Below are 15,222 nucleotides of genomic sequence, written 5' to 3'. Positions count from 1 at the left end.
CCTCCTGCCCCTCCCGCAGGAAGATGTCGCTGATAAGGGGATCCAGGATGTCCTTGGGCGGGGCAATCTCCGGCTGAGCCAGGGCGGAATCGGCCTCCGCCAAGGGCTCCGCCTCCGGAGGCGGAGCGGCGGCTTCCTCCATCCAGTCCCGGAGGGCCTCCCGAAGCTCCCGGACCCGGAGGGTCAGGGCCGCGGCCGCTTCCCCCGCTTTTCCGGCGGCGGCGGTTCCCGCCCCCACGGCGGTCTCCAGGGCCCGGCCCGCCGCCTGCGCGGCCCAGTCCGCCGTCTCCCGCACCGGCTCCATCAGCTCCTCGTAGAGGGCCGGGGCGAAGAAGCGGCAGGCCGTCAGCTCCGCCCCGCCGATGCAGGCCGCGGCCAGGAGGACGGCGGCGATATACCGGACCCAGGGGGGCCGTTTTTTCCGCCCGGGGGGCTCCCGCCCTTTCAGGCGGCGCAGCTCCTCCAGGGCCTCTTCCTCCGGGGAGGTCTCTCGGCGCATGGCGAATCTCCTTTGGTTCTTTTCTCTACTATACCACGGGGCCCCGGCCCGCTTCAAGAGCGGCGGAGGCGTTCCCCGGGGAGAAAATTCCGGATGGAACGCACAAGGGCCGCCCCGGAGGGCAGCCCTGTGGGCAAACGCTTATTTCCGGTAGTTCTGCATCCGCCAGACGATGGCGGAGACCTGGCCCCGGGTCAGGGTGTTGGAGGGACGGAAGGTGCTGGTGCCGTTGTTGAAGTAGCCTTCCACGATGCCCGCGGCGTTCAGGGCCTGGACATAGACGTCCGCGGTGTCGGTGAAGGGTTTCACGCTGGAGAGGTTGTTGATGTCCAGCTTCAGTGCCCCGGCGGCCAGCTGGGCCACCTGGAGGCGGGTGATGGGCCCGTTCAGGGCCACGTTGCTCCGGGTGACCAGGCCGTCGGCCTGGGCCTTGGCCAGATACCCNCTGAAGGTGCTGCCGGGAANGGTGGGGGCCTGCTCGGGATAGCCCGCCGCCAGCATGATGAGCTTCAGCGCCGCGCCGTAGGTAATGGTGCTGTCGGGGCGGAAGTTTCCGTCGNCGTATCCGTAGATGACGGCGNNGTCCNCCAGCTCCGTGACGTATTTATAGCACCAGGTGGCGCCGTTGATGTCCCCGAATTTCTTGTTGGTGGTCAGCACGCCCAGGGAGAACAGGCCCGAGGCAATGGGGACGTTGCTGGCGTTCACGGCCACGTAGGGGATTTCCACCGGGCCGGTGTAGCCCGTCTGGGGCACGAAGCGCAGCTGGCCCAGCTGCTCGGACCCGGTGTTATAGCCGTAGACCGTGGAGGTGTTGGCCGGGGTGGTGGTATTCCCCACATAGACCGTGCCCACATTGGCGGCGGGGAGCTTCAAAAGCTGGACGCCGCTGGGGGTGGTGCCGGTGGCCGCGGAGACGGCGGCGGCGATGGAGGAGGCGGGGAAGGTGACGGCGGTGTTCTTGGGCGTGGGGCCGTAGACCTCGGAAACCGCCTTGGCGGTGACGCTGATGAGGATGCCTCNGGTGACGGACTGGCCGTTGGTGCCGTAGGCCGTGAAGGGGATGGCGGCGCAGTAGTTGGAGCCGGATGGCACATAGGTGAGCTCCGTCAAGGCGTATTCAGCCTGGGAGGCGGGGCTGACGTAGAAGTTCCGGCTGCGGTTGGAGGCGGTAATCTGCTCCCGGGAGGAAGTGCCGTACCGGCTGGCGCCGTAATAGTTGTAGTACAGGGCCCCGGCGGCGGGCACGTCGCCAAGCACTACGTACTGTAATGTCCCGGCGGGGTAGGCGCTCTTATAGAACCGGGCCAGGTCGTTGGCGTTGATCTGGACGTTTGTCCCGGCGGTGACGGCGTAGCGCACGCTGCCCATCAGGTTGGAGGTGACGGAGGCCGTCGCCGGCGTGATGACCAGGGTGCCCTCCACCTCCCGGTCGTTGGTGCCGTAAGCGGTGAAGCGCAGGGNCACCTTGCCGCTGGTGAAGGAGCTGGCGGCGGCGAAGGTCAGATCGTTTAGCGCGTAGNCGTTCCGGCCCGCGTCGTTGGAGTTGTAGTAGAAGCGGACGTCCCGAAGGCCGCTGCGGTTGAAGGACGTGGAGTAGCTGGTGCCGTACCCGGTGTAGAGGGTGCCGGAGGAATCCGGCAGATCGGCGGTGCCGGGCACGTCGAAAACCACGTAGTCCAGNCTGGAGCTNGAGTAGGTCTTGCGGAAGAAGTCGTCGAACTTGGTCCGGTCGAAGTTCACGGTCTTGCCGGGAGTGACGGTGTAGGAAATGTCGCCGCCGGAGCCCACCGTCAGCTTCAAGGTGCCCTGCTCGTAATCGCTGCTGTCGTAGTAGGCCCGGAAGGGCATGGTCAGATAGCTGCCGTCCTTGGCCGCGGCGTCGGGCCGGAAGTAGAGGCTGCCGATGGAGTAGGAGCCGTAGCTGGGGGTGCCGTTGTAAAACTGNGCCTTGGANTCGGTCAGANCGCTGCGGGTCAGGGCCACGTTTCCGGCATAGAGCTTTCCGGCGAAGCTGGCGTAGTCGCTGCCCGCCTCGAAGGCCACGTACCTGACGGTCCGGCTGGTGCCGGACATGGCCTGATAGGCCCGGTCGAAGTCGCTGGCGGTGAAGACGACGGAGCCGCCGGGGGCCGCCTCATAGGAAACGGTGTTGGCCTCGGAAGTAACCACAATGCGGAAGGTGCCTTCCTCATANTCCTCCCGGTCATTGCTGTANTAAGCCCGGAAGGGGATGGCCAGGCTGGCGTTCTCCCGGGCGTTCCGGTCCGCCTGGAAGGTCACGTCCTCCAAGAGGTAGTCGTCCCGGCCCGCGTCGCGGGAGCTGTAGTAGAACCAGGTTTCGTCATGGGTCAGGTCCTGGAGGCGGAGATCCTCGTTTTTCACGTACAGCGCCCCGTCAAAGTTCCGGTAGCTGTCCGGCGCGTAGAAGGACACGGCCCGGATGGTCCGGTTGGAATAGCCGGAGAGATACTGGTAGGNCTTGTTGAAGGCCGCCTTGTCCAGCCGGGCGGTGCCGCCGGGGGCCACGTTCAGGGTAACCGTGTCCTGGGAGCCGTTCTTGTCAATGACAATCCGCAGGGTGCACTTTACCTCGTCGTCCCGGTNATAGCTGGCCCAGAAGGGAATCTCCAGGGAGTCCCCGTCCCTGGCCCCGCTGGAGGNCCGGAAGACCAGGTCGTCGATGCCGTAGCTGTCCCGCCGGTCGGTGGAGTAATAGAACCACTCCCGGGAGAGCTCGTTTTTGGTGAAGTCGGAGTGGCCCGCGACGCTGATCTTGCCGCCGAAGGTGGTGTAGGCGTCGCCGGGGACGAACTCGATGTAGTTCAGGGTCCGGCTGGTGTTGGCCAGGTCCTGATAGGCCTGGTTGAAGTCGCTGCGGTTGAAGGTGACGGAGCCGCCGGGGGCCACCCGGTAGACTACCTCGCCCTCCTGCCGTCCGCTTTTGTCAATGACGACGCGGAGGATGCCGTCATAGTGGTAATTGGAGCGGTCATAGTAGCGGACGGTGATCTCCAGCTCGNCCCCCACGTCGGCCCGGCTGTCCGCCCGGAAGCTGAGGGTGTCCAGGTCGTAGTCGCCGTAGCGGCTGTCGTCGACGTAGAAGTCGAAGTCGTCCAGGTTGGCGGCGCTGAGGCTGCTGTTTCCCCGGTAGATTTTTCCGTCAAAGTTCTTATAGTCGCTGTCCACCAGGAANTCCACGGTCTCCAGCCGGGAGGTTTTGCCGCTGAGCTCCTCATAGGCATCCTCGAACCGCTCCGCCTTGAAGTTCACCGTGCCGCCGGGGGCCACCCGGAGGACAATCTCGGAGGAATTCTTGGGGGTGCCGGAGAGGGTTATGGTGCCGGAGATCTGGTTGTTGTNTTTATCCACGGCGGTGTAGTCCACGTTCAAATTTCCCGCGGTGCTGGGGACACAGTAGATATAGCTGGACAGCTCGCTGTAGGTGTAGTTGTTCCAGAGGGAGTCCTGCTTGCTGTTGTGGTAGAGCCTCCCGCTGCCGCTGGTGGAGAAGGCGACCGAGGAAAAGCTGCTCTCCCCCGTCAGGGAGCCGAACATGGCGGCGATCTTATTGCGCAGCTCCGTGCCCACCAGCTTCCCGGCGGTGGTGCCCACGGCCAGGGTGTCGTTCCGCCCCGTGGCGTTGAGGCGGTAGACGGCGGTGTAGGTAACGTTTCCGGTGACGGTGGTCCCGCCGGGGTTCGTCGTGGCCTGATTCCGGTAGCCGGGATAGGAGAGGTCGCCCTTGACCCAGCCCACAAAGGCATGGCTGCCGGGGACGCCGGTCAGCGCGGGGCTGGAGGGCACTCTGGCGGGATAGCCGCCCTTGGCCACGGTCTCGGAAGAGGGGGTGCCGCTGCCCACCTTGTAGGAGACGGTGTAAGAGTTGGTGCTGCTCTGGCCGATTTGCAGGCCGCAGTTTTTGCACTTGCCGTCGGCGGTCAGGGTGGTGCTGTGCCCCGTGGCGGGGATGGTTTCCGTATAAGGCGCACTGCAAACGGAGCACTGATAGGTCCGCAGACCCGTCGTCGTACACTTAGGTTCCAGCGTGATGTTGCCGCTGGTGCTGTGGGTGTGGAGCTGGGTCTCCTCGTATTTGCAGACGGAGCAGACCTTGACATGGACATCGTTGTTTTTATAGCCCCAGTTGGCCGGANAGCTNNGGGCCGCCAAAGGGAGCGATTCGGTCACTTTTTTATAGTCACAGTCCGGGACTGAGCAGGTTTGCTCCTTAGATCCAGCCACCTTGCAGGTGGATTCTTTTACGATTACCCAATCGTTGAGCTTGTGGCTCGCATCATGCTTCTCTACCGCCAGCGCGGCGGGCGCAAGGCTCGCCAGCATCACCAGCGTCAAGAGAAACGCCGGTACTTTTCTCTTCCAAAAATTGTTCATAAGGTTACCTCCGTGCCTACCGAAAATTGGATACTCACAATGGGACANTCTNACTTGTACCATCATAGCGGAAACCGCCTCCGCAATTGTGAACGAATTGTGAACATGCGGCAACATTTTGGTATCATATTGTGACAAAAGCCCCCCTTTGCCCCAGCTGAGGGGGNCGGTGGAATGTATAGAATGAACAGAGAACGCGGCGGCGCAAAACATTCGAAATGTTTCTCTTTACAAATAAATTTCCCTCCTATATAATACATAGGCTGAGAAATCTGTAAGGATGGAGAATGACCATGGCTTTGATTGAATACGACGCTTACAAGCAGAAGCTCCGGGACTTAAAGCCGGAGCTGGATGAGCTCTCCGCCGCCCTGGACATCGACGCGGCGCGGCAGGAGGCCGCGCGCCTGGAGGACGAGACCGCCCAGGACGGCTTCTGGAACGACCTGGAACGGTCCCAGAAGGTGCAGCAGCGCCTCAAGCAGCTCCAGAANAAAATCGCCAGGCAGGAAAAGCTCCTCTCCGCCTGGGAGGATCTGACCGCCCTTTGCGAGATGGGCCAGGAGGCCGANGNCCCGGAGATTCTGGAGGAGCTGAAAGCCGAGTTCGCCGCCCTGGAGGACCGGACCGCCGAGACGCGGATGGCCACCCTCCTCTCCGGGGAGTACGACGGCTGCAACGCCATTTTGCAGTTCCACGCCGGGGCGGGCGGCACCGAGGCNCAGGACTGGGCCCAGATGCTCTACCGCATGTACACCCGCTGGGTGGAGCGGAAGGGCTTCACCTATANAATCCTGGACTNCGAGGACGGGGACGAGGCGGGCATCAAGTCCGCCGCCATCTCCATCGAGGGCGAGAACGCCTACGGGCTTTTGAAAAGCGAGAACGGCGTCCACCGCCTGNTCCGGGTCTCCCCCTTCGACGCCAACGCCCGGCGGCAGACCTCCTTCGCCGCCATCGAGGTCATGCCGGAGATTGAAAACGACGAGACTATTGAAATCCGGGACGAGGACATCGAGATGCAGGTCTACCGNGCCAGCGGCNCGGGCGGCCAGCACGTCAACAAGACCTCCTCCGCCGTCCGGCTGATCCACAAGCCCACGGGCATCGTAGTGGCCTCCCAGCAGGAGCGGAGCCAGTTCCAAAACAAGGACAACTGCATGAAGATGCTCCGGGCCAAGCTGCTGGAGCTGAAAGCCCAGCAGCACGCGGAGAAGATCTCCGACATCAAGGGCGTCCAGATGAAAATCGAGTGGGGCAGCCAGATCCGCTCCTATGTCTTCATGCCCTACCAGATNGTGAAGGACACCCGGNCCAGCTTTGAAACCGCCNACATCGACGCCGTCATGGACGGGGATCTGGACGGCTTCCTCAACGCCTACCTCACCCAGCTGGCCACCGGAGAGCTGAAGAAATAAGCGGCATGAAACCGATTTTGCTTTTGACCCTGGTCCTCTGCCTGACCTGCCCGCTCCCGGCGGGCGGCGCCGTCCCGGAGGCGGAGGAGGGTGCCGTAATCAGCGAGGTCACGGAAACCGGGACCGCCTGGTCCGTCGCGGACCCCCAAAACCCCACGGGAACCCTCCGGAACGGCCAGCCCGTCACCCAGGAAAACGTCCTGGCCCTGCTGGCGGAGGCCAAGCAGCTTTGGCCCGACGGCATGACCTGGACGTACTCCAGCCGGGTGCAGTCCGGCAACAACGTATACGGCTCGGACCCGGAGACATCCGTAGGAGCCGCCTGCGTCGCCGGATATCAGCTCTCCCATGAGGAGGCCTGCGGAGCCTTCGCGGCCATGCTCAGCGACTATGTGTTCGGCCCCAGCGCCAACCCCGCCCGCAGGCTGGACGACAACACCCAGGTGCGCCCCGGGGACATTGTCTTCCGCGTCAATCCCGACGGCGCCGCGGCCCATGTCAACATCGCCATGACCACCGCTCATGACCAGGGGGGCCTTCCCTGCATCCGAACCGCCGACGGCAATGTGGGGGGCAAGGTCCAATGGTTTGACACCGTTCCCAACTACCCCACCCGGGTAAATGCCGAGCCGCGATGGCCCGGCGAGTCTGTCCGCGTCATCTTCACCCGCTACCCGGAATAACTCCCCAGCCTTCCAAAAGGCGCGGCCATAGAGCCGCGTCCTTTTTCCGCAAATCCCCCCGTATACAGAAAGGATACTAGAGATGAAGAACAACAATCTGCAATCACCCGCCCCCCAGGAAAACAAGATGGGCACCATGCCCATCGCCCCCCTGCTGGCGGGCATGGCGGTGCCCATGATGATTTCCATGCTGGTCCAGGCCCTCTACAACATCGTGGACAGCGTCNTCGTCGCCCAAATCANCCAGGACGCGCTGAACGCCGTCTCCCTGGCCTTCCCCCTCCAGAACCTGATGATCGCCGTGGGCGGCGGCACGGGCGTTGGCATGAACGCCCTGCTCTCCCGCTCCCTGGGGGAGAAGAAGCAGGACCTGGCAGACCAGGCNGCCAACACCGGCATCTTTGTCTTCCTGGTCAGCGCCGTGGTCTTCGGTGTGTGCGGCATTTNGCTGGCCCGGCCCTTCTTCCTGGCCCAGACGGACATCCAGCCCATTGTGGACTACGGCACGGACTACGCCCGCATCTGCCTGGGGCTGTCCATCGGCATTTTCAGCCAGTTCTGCTTTGAGCGGCTGCTCCAGTCCACCGGGCGGACGGTCTACTCTATGATTACCCAGCTCATCGGCGCGATCCTCAACATCATTCTGGACCCCATTTTGATTTTCGGCCTGTTCGGCTTTCCCCGGCTGGAGGTGGCGGGGGCCGCCGTGGCTACCGTCTTCGGCCAGATTGTGGCCGCCCTTATCGGTCTTTGGATGAACCTCCGGTTCAATAAGGACATCCACATCCGCCTCCGTTCCATCCGTCCGGACCGGGCCGTGGTCCGGGAGATCTACCGGGTGGGCGTGCCCTCCATCGTCATGCAGTCNATCGGCTCCATCATGACCTTCGGAATGAATAAGATCTTGATTTCCTTTACGGACACGGTCACGGCGGTCTTCGGGGCTTACTTCAAGCTCCAGAGCTTTATCTTCATGCCGGTCTTCGGCCTGAACAACGGCATGGTGCCCATCATTTCCTACAACTACGGCGCGGTCCGGCTGGACCGGGTCCGGGACACCATCAAGCTCACTGCCACAGTGGCTACAGTCATCATGGTCATCGGCTGTTCCGNTTTCAACCTGATTCCGGGGGTGCTGCTGGGCTTCTTCTCTCCTTCGGCGGAGATGCTGTCCATCGGCACCGTGGCCCTGCGGGTCATCAGCTATTCCTTCCTGATGGCGGGCNTCGACATNCTCGCCGGGTCCGTGTGCCAGGCCATTGGAAACCCGGTTCATACCCTGATCTGCTCCGTCTGCCGCCAGCTGGTGGCGCTGCTGCCGGCGGCGTGGCTGCTGGCCCAGACGGGAAAGCTGGACCTGGTGTGGTTCTGCTTCCCCATCTCGGAGCTGGTGTCCCTGGTACTGAGCATCATCTTCCTCCGCAAGACCATGCGGTCGGCGGAGGCGAAAATCGCCGCCCTCCAGGGCTGACGCAGACGTCAAAGGAGGTTATNTGGAACCCATCATCANCCAGCTGGCCCNGGAGNTGGACCANAACCCGCAGTATGTCGCCAATGTCGTCCAGCTTCTGGACGAGGGCAACACCATCCCCTTCATCGCACGCTACCGCAANGAGCACCACGGAGNCATNGACNACACCACCCTCCGCAATCTGGAGGAGCGGCTCCAATACCTCCGGGGCCTCCAGGAGCGGCGGGAGGCGGTGAAAAAATCCATCGAGGAGCACGGCAGGCTCACCGAAGAGCTCGCCCAGGCCATCGACGCCGCCGCCACCCTGGCGGAGGTGGAGGATCTGTACCGCCCCTATAAGCAAAAGCGCCGCACCCGGGCCGCCATGGCCNGGNAGAAGGGCCTCCAGCCCCNNGCGGAGCTCCTCTTCGCCCAGGGGCCGGACTGCCCGAACCCGGCGGAGGAAGCCGCCAGGTATATCGACCCCGAAAAGGGCGTGGAGACGGCGGAGGACGCCCTGGCGGGGGCCTCCGACATCGTGGCGGAGCTGCTCAGCGACGACGCGGAGCTGCGCAAGGCCCTCCGGGCGCTGCTGGCGAAAAACGGAACCCTCCGCAGCGAGGCCGCCGTGGAGGAGGACACGGTCTACCGGCTCTATTACGACTTCACCCAGCCCCTTTCCCGGATGCAGGGCCACCAGGTCCTGGCCATCAACCGGGGGGAGAAGGAGGAGAAGCTGAAGGTTTCCGTCCGGCTGGACCGGGAGCTGGCCCTGCGGACCCTGCGCCGCCGGGTGGTCATGCCGGGAAGCCGGGCCATGGAGTTTGTCAAGGCCGCGGCGGAGGACGCCTACGACCGCCTGATCTTCCCCTCCCTGGAGCGGGAGGCCCGCTCCGCCCTGACGGAGGAGGCCGGAGAGGGGGCCGTGGGCCAGTTTGCCCTGAATCTAAAGCCCCTTTTGATGCAGCCCCCGGTGAAGGGCAAGGTGACCATGGGCCTGGACCCGGGCTACCNCATGGGCTGCAAGGTGGCGGTGGTGGACGGCACGGGGAAGGTGCTGGACACCGCCGTGGTGTACCCCACCTACAACGAGCGGAAGAAGGCCGAGGCCATCGCCCTGCTGTCCCGGCTCATCCAAAAGCACGGCGTGGAGCACATCGCCATCGGCAACGGCACCGCCAGCCGGGAGACGGAGCAGATGGCCGTGGAGCTNATCCNGCANGTGGGCGCCGCCGGGGCCCAGGTCCGCTACATGATTGTCTCCGAGGCCGGGGCCTCCGTGTACTCCGCAAGCGAGCTTGCGGCGGCGGAGTTCCCGGAGTACGACGTGAACCTCCGCTCCGCCGTGTCCATCGCCCGGCGGCTCCAGGACCCCCTGGCGGAGCTGGTGAAAATCGACCCCAAGTCCATCGGCGTGGGGCAGTACCAGCANGACTGCCNGCCCAAACGGCTGGACGAGGCGCTGAACGGCGTGGTGGAGGACTGCGTCAACGCCGTGGGGGTGGATGTGAACACCGCGTCCCCCTCCCTTCTCCAGCGGGTCTCCGGACTGACGGCGGCCACGGCGAGGAACATCGTGGCCTACCGGGAGGAAAACGGCCCCTTCACCGCCCGGAAACAGCTCTTAAAGGTCCCCAAGCTGGGGCCCAAGGCCTTCCAGCAGTGCGCGGGCTTCCTCCGGGTGCCGGAGAGCGCCTCCGTGCTGGACAACACCGCCGTCCACCCGGAGAGTTATCCGGCGGCGGAGAAGCTGCTGGCCCTGACGGGCCATTCNCTGGCGGACGTGAAGGCGGGGAAGCTCCAAAACCTCCCCGCCCAGGTAGCCGCCTACGGCGAGGAAAAGGCCGCGGAGGACGCGGGGGTGGGCGTGCCCACCNTGCGGGACGTGGTGGCGGAGCNGATGAAGCCGGGCCGGGACATCCGGGACGATCTACCAAAGCCGGTGCTCCGCACGGACGTGCTGGACATGAAGGACCTGAAACCCGGCATGATTTTGACGGGGACGGTGCGCAACGTCATTGACTTCGGCGCTTTCGTGGACGTCGGCGTCCACCAGGACGGGCTGGTCCACATCTCCCAGGTGGCGGACCGCCGGGTGAAGCACCCCTCGGAGGTGGTGTCCGTGGGGGACGTGGNAAAGGTGAAGGTGCTGGAGGTGGACGAGAAGAAAAAACGGATCTCCCTTTCCATGAAACAGGCGAAATAACAAAAAAAGGCCCCTCCGGGCCTTTTTTTGCGCGCTCATCCCTCCACCCGGATGGCGTTTACCGGGCAGCCGTTGGCGGCGTCCCGGACCCGGGGGCTCTTCCCCTCCGGCTGGGCGACGACGGTGGAGGCGCTTCCCACAATCCGGAAGACCTCCGGCGCGGCATAAGCGCACATGCCGCAGGCGATGCAGCGTTTTTCGTCCACAGTGACGGTCATATGACAGACCTCCTTGCCATGTGCTTTCTCCATCATAACGCCGGCGGGGCGGTTTGTCCAGCCTGGAAAATCCCGGGGAAACCGTCGGATTTTGTTCACGGATTGTCATTTACTTCCCACCCGGTTTGTGATATGATGGAAGCCGTTCAACGACCCTGGACAAGTATGGAGGAACCCTATGAAACGAATTTTTCCCAGAGCGCTTTCCCTGCTGCTGGCCCTCTCCCTGCTGGCGGCCCTGACCGTTTCCCCCGCCCTGGCCTCCGAGGCCATGGGGGACGACCTCACCGCCGCGGACACCCTGCTGAACCGGGAGACTCAGCTCTCCACCAACGTCTTCTGGAGCACCATCAGCTCCGATTACCGGACGGAGAACCTGATTACATACACCCCCAACGCCAGCGTGACCCCCATCGTCACCTACGGCGGGGCCCTGACGGACCGGAGCTCCGTCTCCAACACCGCCAAGGCCCTGGAGGAACAGGGCTACCGGGTGGTAGCGGGCATCAACGGGGATTTTTACAACGTGAACAACGGCCTGCCCATCGGCGTCGTGGTCACCCAGGGGCGGCTCCGCTCCAGCGACGGGGGCTATCACGCCATCGGCTTCCGCTCCGACGGCACCGCCATCCTGGGCAAGCCCGCCATCACCATGAGCGTCCGCTACACCGCCCAGGACGGCGCCGGCGAGCCCCTCTACAACGAGGCGGGGGAGCCGTTGTATGACGAGCTGGGGAACCCCCTCACCGGCGGCACGGGCCAGGCAGCGGAGAAAACCCTGTGGCCCGCCGCCCTCAACAAGGCCCGGACGGAGTCCGGCGTGTACCTCTATACCTACGACTTCAACGCCTCCCACACCACCGGCGCCACCCAGCCCGGCGTGGACGTGGTCTGCACCATTCAAGAGGGAAACCTGACCCTGGGCGGAACCACCTTCCTAAAGGTGGAGCGCATCGCCGAGACGGAGAAGGAGCCAACGCCCCTGGGGCCCACCCATGTGGTCCTCAGCGCCAACGCAAAGGCCGGGGAGGAAACCCTGAACGCCCTCCGCTCCATCCCCGTTGGGACGGTGCTCACGCTGGCCCTTACCCCCGCCGACCCCGGCTGGAACGACGTGCAGTACGCCGCCGGGGCCCTCTACTCCCTGGTGGAGAACGGGGCCGCGGCCTCGGGCCTCCCCACCGGGGCGGCCCCCCGGACCGCCGTGGGCCAGCGCTACGACGGCAGCCTCGTCTTCTACNCNATCGACGGCCGNAAGTCCGGNCACTCCATCGGCGCGACGATGGACCAGGTGGCCCGGCGGCTCATCGAGCTGGGCTGCGTTACGGCCCTGGGCCTGGACGGCGGCGGCTCCACCACCCTGGCCGTCACGAAGCCCACGGACACCGCGGCGGAGCGGATTAACCAGCCCTCCGACCGGGTGGAGCGCTCCGTATCCAACCAGATTTTCCTGGTGGCCTCCAACCAGCCCACGGGGCAGCTGAGCCACTTCTACGTCAGCGCCGACAACGCCTATGTCCTGGCGGGCAGCAGCGCGGAGATCTCCGCCGCCGCCGTGGACACCAACTTCATCCCCATGAACGAGCGCTATGACCTCACCGCCTCCGCCGGCACCCTGTCGGGGAACATCCTCACCACCCCCCTGGAGGGCGGGGACATCACCGTCACCGCCCAGGGCGGCGGGGGCCAGGGCTCGACCGTGGTCCACGCCGTCACCGCGCCGGACGGACTGGCGGTGCGGAACGCCGACAACGCCATCATCACGGAGCTCAGCGCCTCCCCCGGCACGGCGGTCCAGCTCCACGGCTCCGCCGCCTACAAGCACCTGCCCCTGAAGGCGGACCCGGCGGCCATCACCTGGGCCTTGGAGGGGGATATCGGGACCATCGACGAGACGGGCCTCTTTACGGTCACGGCCCTGGGGACGGGAAAAATCACCGTCTCCGCCGGGNNCCAGAGCGCCAGCATCGACGTCACCGTCTCCACCCAGCACCTGGAGACCCTGGAGGACTTCGAGGGCNAGACCACCANCTTCCGGGGNTCCGGCGAGGGGGCAAGCTTCAGCCTGAACCGGGACGGCAATTACGTCCGCTTCGGCAAGGCCTCCGGCAAGCTGGACTATGACCTGACGGCAAACGCCGCCGGAGGGACCGCCCGCTGGAACGCCACGGCCCAGCCCGCCGNGCTGAACGCGCCCTACACCGGGCTGAACCTCTGGGTGGACAGCAACAGCTCGGGCAACACCCTCTCCCTCCTCTACGGCACCGGCGAGGAGGAGACTCAGGTCCTGCCCCTGACCACCCTGGACGTCTCCGGCTGGAAGCAGGTGTCCGTCAACGACCTGCCCGCGGGCGNCACCATCCGGGGCCTGGAAATCAGCGGCACGGGCGCGGGGACCATCTATCTCGACCAGGTGGTGGCCGCCTTCGACGGCACCGTGGACAGCGCCGCTCCCGTCATTACGGCGGAGCTGGACCCGGAGAACCGGATCATCACCGGCTCCATCACCGATGGAGTGGACGGCATCCTCCCGGCGGAGCGGATCAGCATCTCCTCCGGCGGCGAGTATGAGCCCGCCACAGGCCGCTTCACGGTAACCCTCCCCGCCGCCGGGGTGGATCAGGGGATCAGCCGCGTCACCATCAAGGCCAAGGACTACTCCGGCAACATCGGCCGGGCCTCCGTAGACCTTCCGGCCTCCGGCGGAGAGCGCCGTTTCACCGACACGGCGGAGTACTGGGGCGCGGACTACTGCGATTTCCTCTATAATCAAGGCATCTCCGGGGGCTATGACGACGGCACCTTCCGGCCCGATGATCTGCTGACCCGGCTGGACTTCTCCGTCATGCTCTACAACGCCCTGCGGCTGGACCCGGCCAAATACGCCGACGTGGCCCTGCCCTTCGCGGACCTGGAGAAGCTCCCGGAGGGCGCCCTGCCCGCCGTCCGGGCGCTGTACGCCGAAGGCGTGGTCACCGGCACCCAGGGGAAGGACGGCAAGCTCTACTTCAACCCCGCCGGGAACCTGACCCGGGCCCAGGCGTCGGCCATGTTCGGCCGGAGCCAGGAGAAGGGCTATGCCCTGGCGGAGCTGACCTTCACCGACGCGGCCCAGATTCCGGGGTATGCCTCCTTCTACATCCGCACCATGGTTTCCCAGGGGATTCTCAGCGGCTATGACGACGGCACCTTCCGGCCCCAGGCCAACATTACCAGGGGACAGATGGCGAAGATCCTGTATACCATGCTGTAAGCAAATGAATAAGCAAGGCCCGGCAGCATGCCGGGCCTTGCTTTTGCGTGTCAAAAAACAGGAGGCTGGTTCAACGGGAAGGAAGGGTGTGTGCGGGAAACCCAGGAAGGGTTTCCTGCATCATTCAAATCAACAAGTTTTCAGGACTTCCCACGGGTCCTGAAAACTTACGCAGGCTGGCGAAAAGATACTTTTCGCCGGCCNGAACGCAGAAACCGCCACCCTGCACGGTGACGGTTTCTATTTAGGTAGATAACCAAACCAACAAGGGCCAGCCAGATTGCCGCGGCATCCTTGTATTTTTATGANAGCAAACTTTCGCCGCCCTGTCAAGTCAGATCTCCCGCCGCCCCTCCAGGGCACGGGTCAGCGTCGCCTCGTNGGCGAACTCCAAATGCCCCCCCACGGGGATGCCGTAGGCCAGCCGCGTCACCCGGACGCCGAAGGGCTTTAAGAGCCGGGCGATGTACATGGCGGTGGCCTCCCCCTCGGTGTCGGGGTTGGTGGCCATAATGACCTCCNGGATTTCCCCNNTGGAAACCCGCTCCAAANGGGGCTNAATGGCCAAATCGTCGGGCCCCACCCGGTTCATGGGGGAGATGACCCCGTGAAGGACGTGGTAGTGGCCGTTATACTCCCGGCTGCGCTCGATGGCGGCCACGTCCCGGGGGTCCGCCACCACGCAGACGGTAGAGCCTTCCCGCTTCGGGGAGGCGCAGNTGGGGCACAGGCCGCCGCTGGTGAAGTTCTGGNACACGGGACAGCAGGTGATGCTGCGCTTGGCGTCCACGATGGCGTCGGCGAAGGACTGCGCCTCGGCCTCCGGGAGGCCCAGGACGAAGAAGGCAAGACGCTGGGCGGACTTGCCGCCGATGCCCGGGAGGCGGGCGAACTGCTCTACGAGCTTTTCAAGGGGAGGGGGGAAGTATTCCATAGGGGGCTCCTTTGTTTTCCCCCTGCCAGGGGGAGGGTTTTTTTCCGGCCCTTCGGGCGGGGGAGAATGGATACCAGCGATGGCTGGTTCATTGCACCCCCCATTTTCTCTTTTTCTTGCCAGAAGAAAAAGAGAAAACGGGCCGTGCACGGTCCAAAAGAGAAAA

At 64.6% G+C, this 15,222-nt stretch carries 8 protein-coding genes and 1 pseudogene; 5 read left to right on the top strand and 4 right to left on the bottom strand.

Annotated elements, in window-relative coordinates; all coding sequences use genetic code 11:
- Both JX325_RS05875 and JX325_RS05870 read right to left on the bottom strand, forming a co-directional pair.
- A pseudogene (locus tag JX325_RS05875) lies at window positions 1–499 on the bottom strand (hypothetical protein); the annotation flags it as partial.
- 141 nt (window positions 500–640) lie between these two features.
- The gene (locus JX325_RS05870) at window positions 641–4,894 is read right to left on the bottom strand and encodes an S-layer homology domain-containing protein (protein ID WP_204790226.1); all 4,254 of its coding nucleotides are present in this window, start codon (window positions 4,892–4,894) and stop codon (window positions 641–643) included.
- Between the two features lie 293 nt (window positions 4,895–5,187).
- Here JX325_RS05870 and prfB point away from each other — a divergent pair, with 293 nt between their 5' ends.
- The 4 genes from prfB to JX325_RS05850 all read left to right on the top strand — a co-directional run bounded on the left by prfB (window position 5,188) and on the right by JX325_RS05850 (window position 10,651).
- Complete coding sequence (prfB, locus tag JX325_RS05865) at window positions 5,188–6,312, top strand: peptide chain release factor 2 (RefSeq protein ID WP_204790225.1); 1,125 nt, start codon at window positions 5,188–5,190, stop codon at window positions 6,310–6,312.
- Window positions 6,313–6,317: 5 nt separating this feature from the next.
- Window positions 6,318–6,995, top strand: a complete 678-nt coding sequence (locus tag JX325_RS05860) for a hypothetical protein (protein WP_204790224.1) — start codon at window positions 6,318–6,320, stop codon at window positions 6,993–6,995.
- Window positions 6,996–7,077: 82 nt separating this feature from the next.
- A complete protein-coding gene (locus JX325_RS05855) occupies window positions 7,078–8,466 on the top strand; it encodes an MATE family efflux transporter (protein WP_204790223.1) in 1,389 nt (462 codons plus the stop codon).
- A 22-nt stretch (window positions 8,467–8,488) separates the two neighbouring features.
- Window positions 8,489–10,651 (top strand): Tex family protein, encoded by a 2,163-nt coding sequence (locus JX325_RS05850; RefSeq protein ID WP_204790228.1) that lies wholly within the window; start codon window positions 8,489–8,491, stop codon window positions 10,649–10,651.
- A 35-nt stretch (window positions 10,652–10,686) separates the two neighbouring features.
- Here the strand turns inward: JX325_RS05850 and JX325_RS05845 are convergent, their stop codons facing one another.
- Window positions 10,687–10,869, bottom strand: a complete 183-nt coding sequence (locus JX325_RS05845) for a ferredoxin (RefSeq protein ID WP_243413947.1) — start codon at window positions 10,867–10,869, stop codon at window positions 10,687–10,689.
- A 178-nt stretch (window positions 10,870–11,047) separates the two neighbouring features.
- Here JX325_RS05845 and JX325_RS05840 point away from each other — a divergent pair, with 178 nt between their 5' ends.
- Complete coding sequence (locus JX325_RS05840; RefSeq protein WP_204790222.1) at window positions 11,048–14,122, top strand: phosphodiester glycosidase family protein; 3,075 nt, start codon at window positions 11,048–11,050, stop codon at window positions 14,120–14,122.
- Window positions 14,123–14,456: 334 nt separating this feature from the next.
- Here the strand turns inward: JX325_RS05840 and recR are convergent, their stop codons facing one another.
- Entirely contained in the window at window positions 14,457–15,056 is a 600-nt protein-coding gene (recR, locus tag JX325_RS05835; protein WP_204790221.1) for a recombination mediator RecR, read from the bottom strand.
- Window positions 15,057–15,222 lie beyond the last annotated feature (166 nt).

The organism is Oscillibacter sp. CU971 (genome assembly GCF_905219725.1).
Taxonomy (GTDB): domain Bacteria; phylum Bacillota; class Clostridia; order Oscillospirales; family Oscillospiraceae; genus Oscillibacter.
The sequence above is the reverse complement of the archived record's forward strand: the minus strand, read 5'-3'. Positions and strand labels throughout refer to the sequence as shown.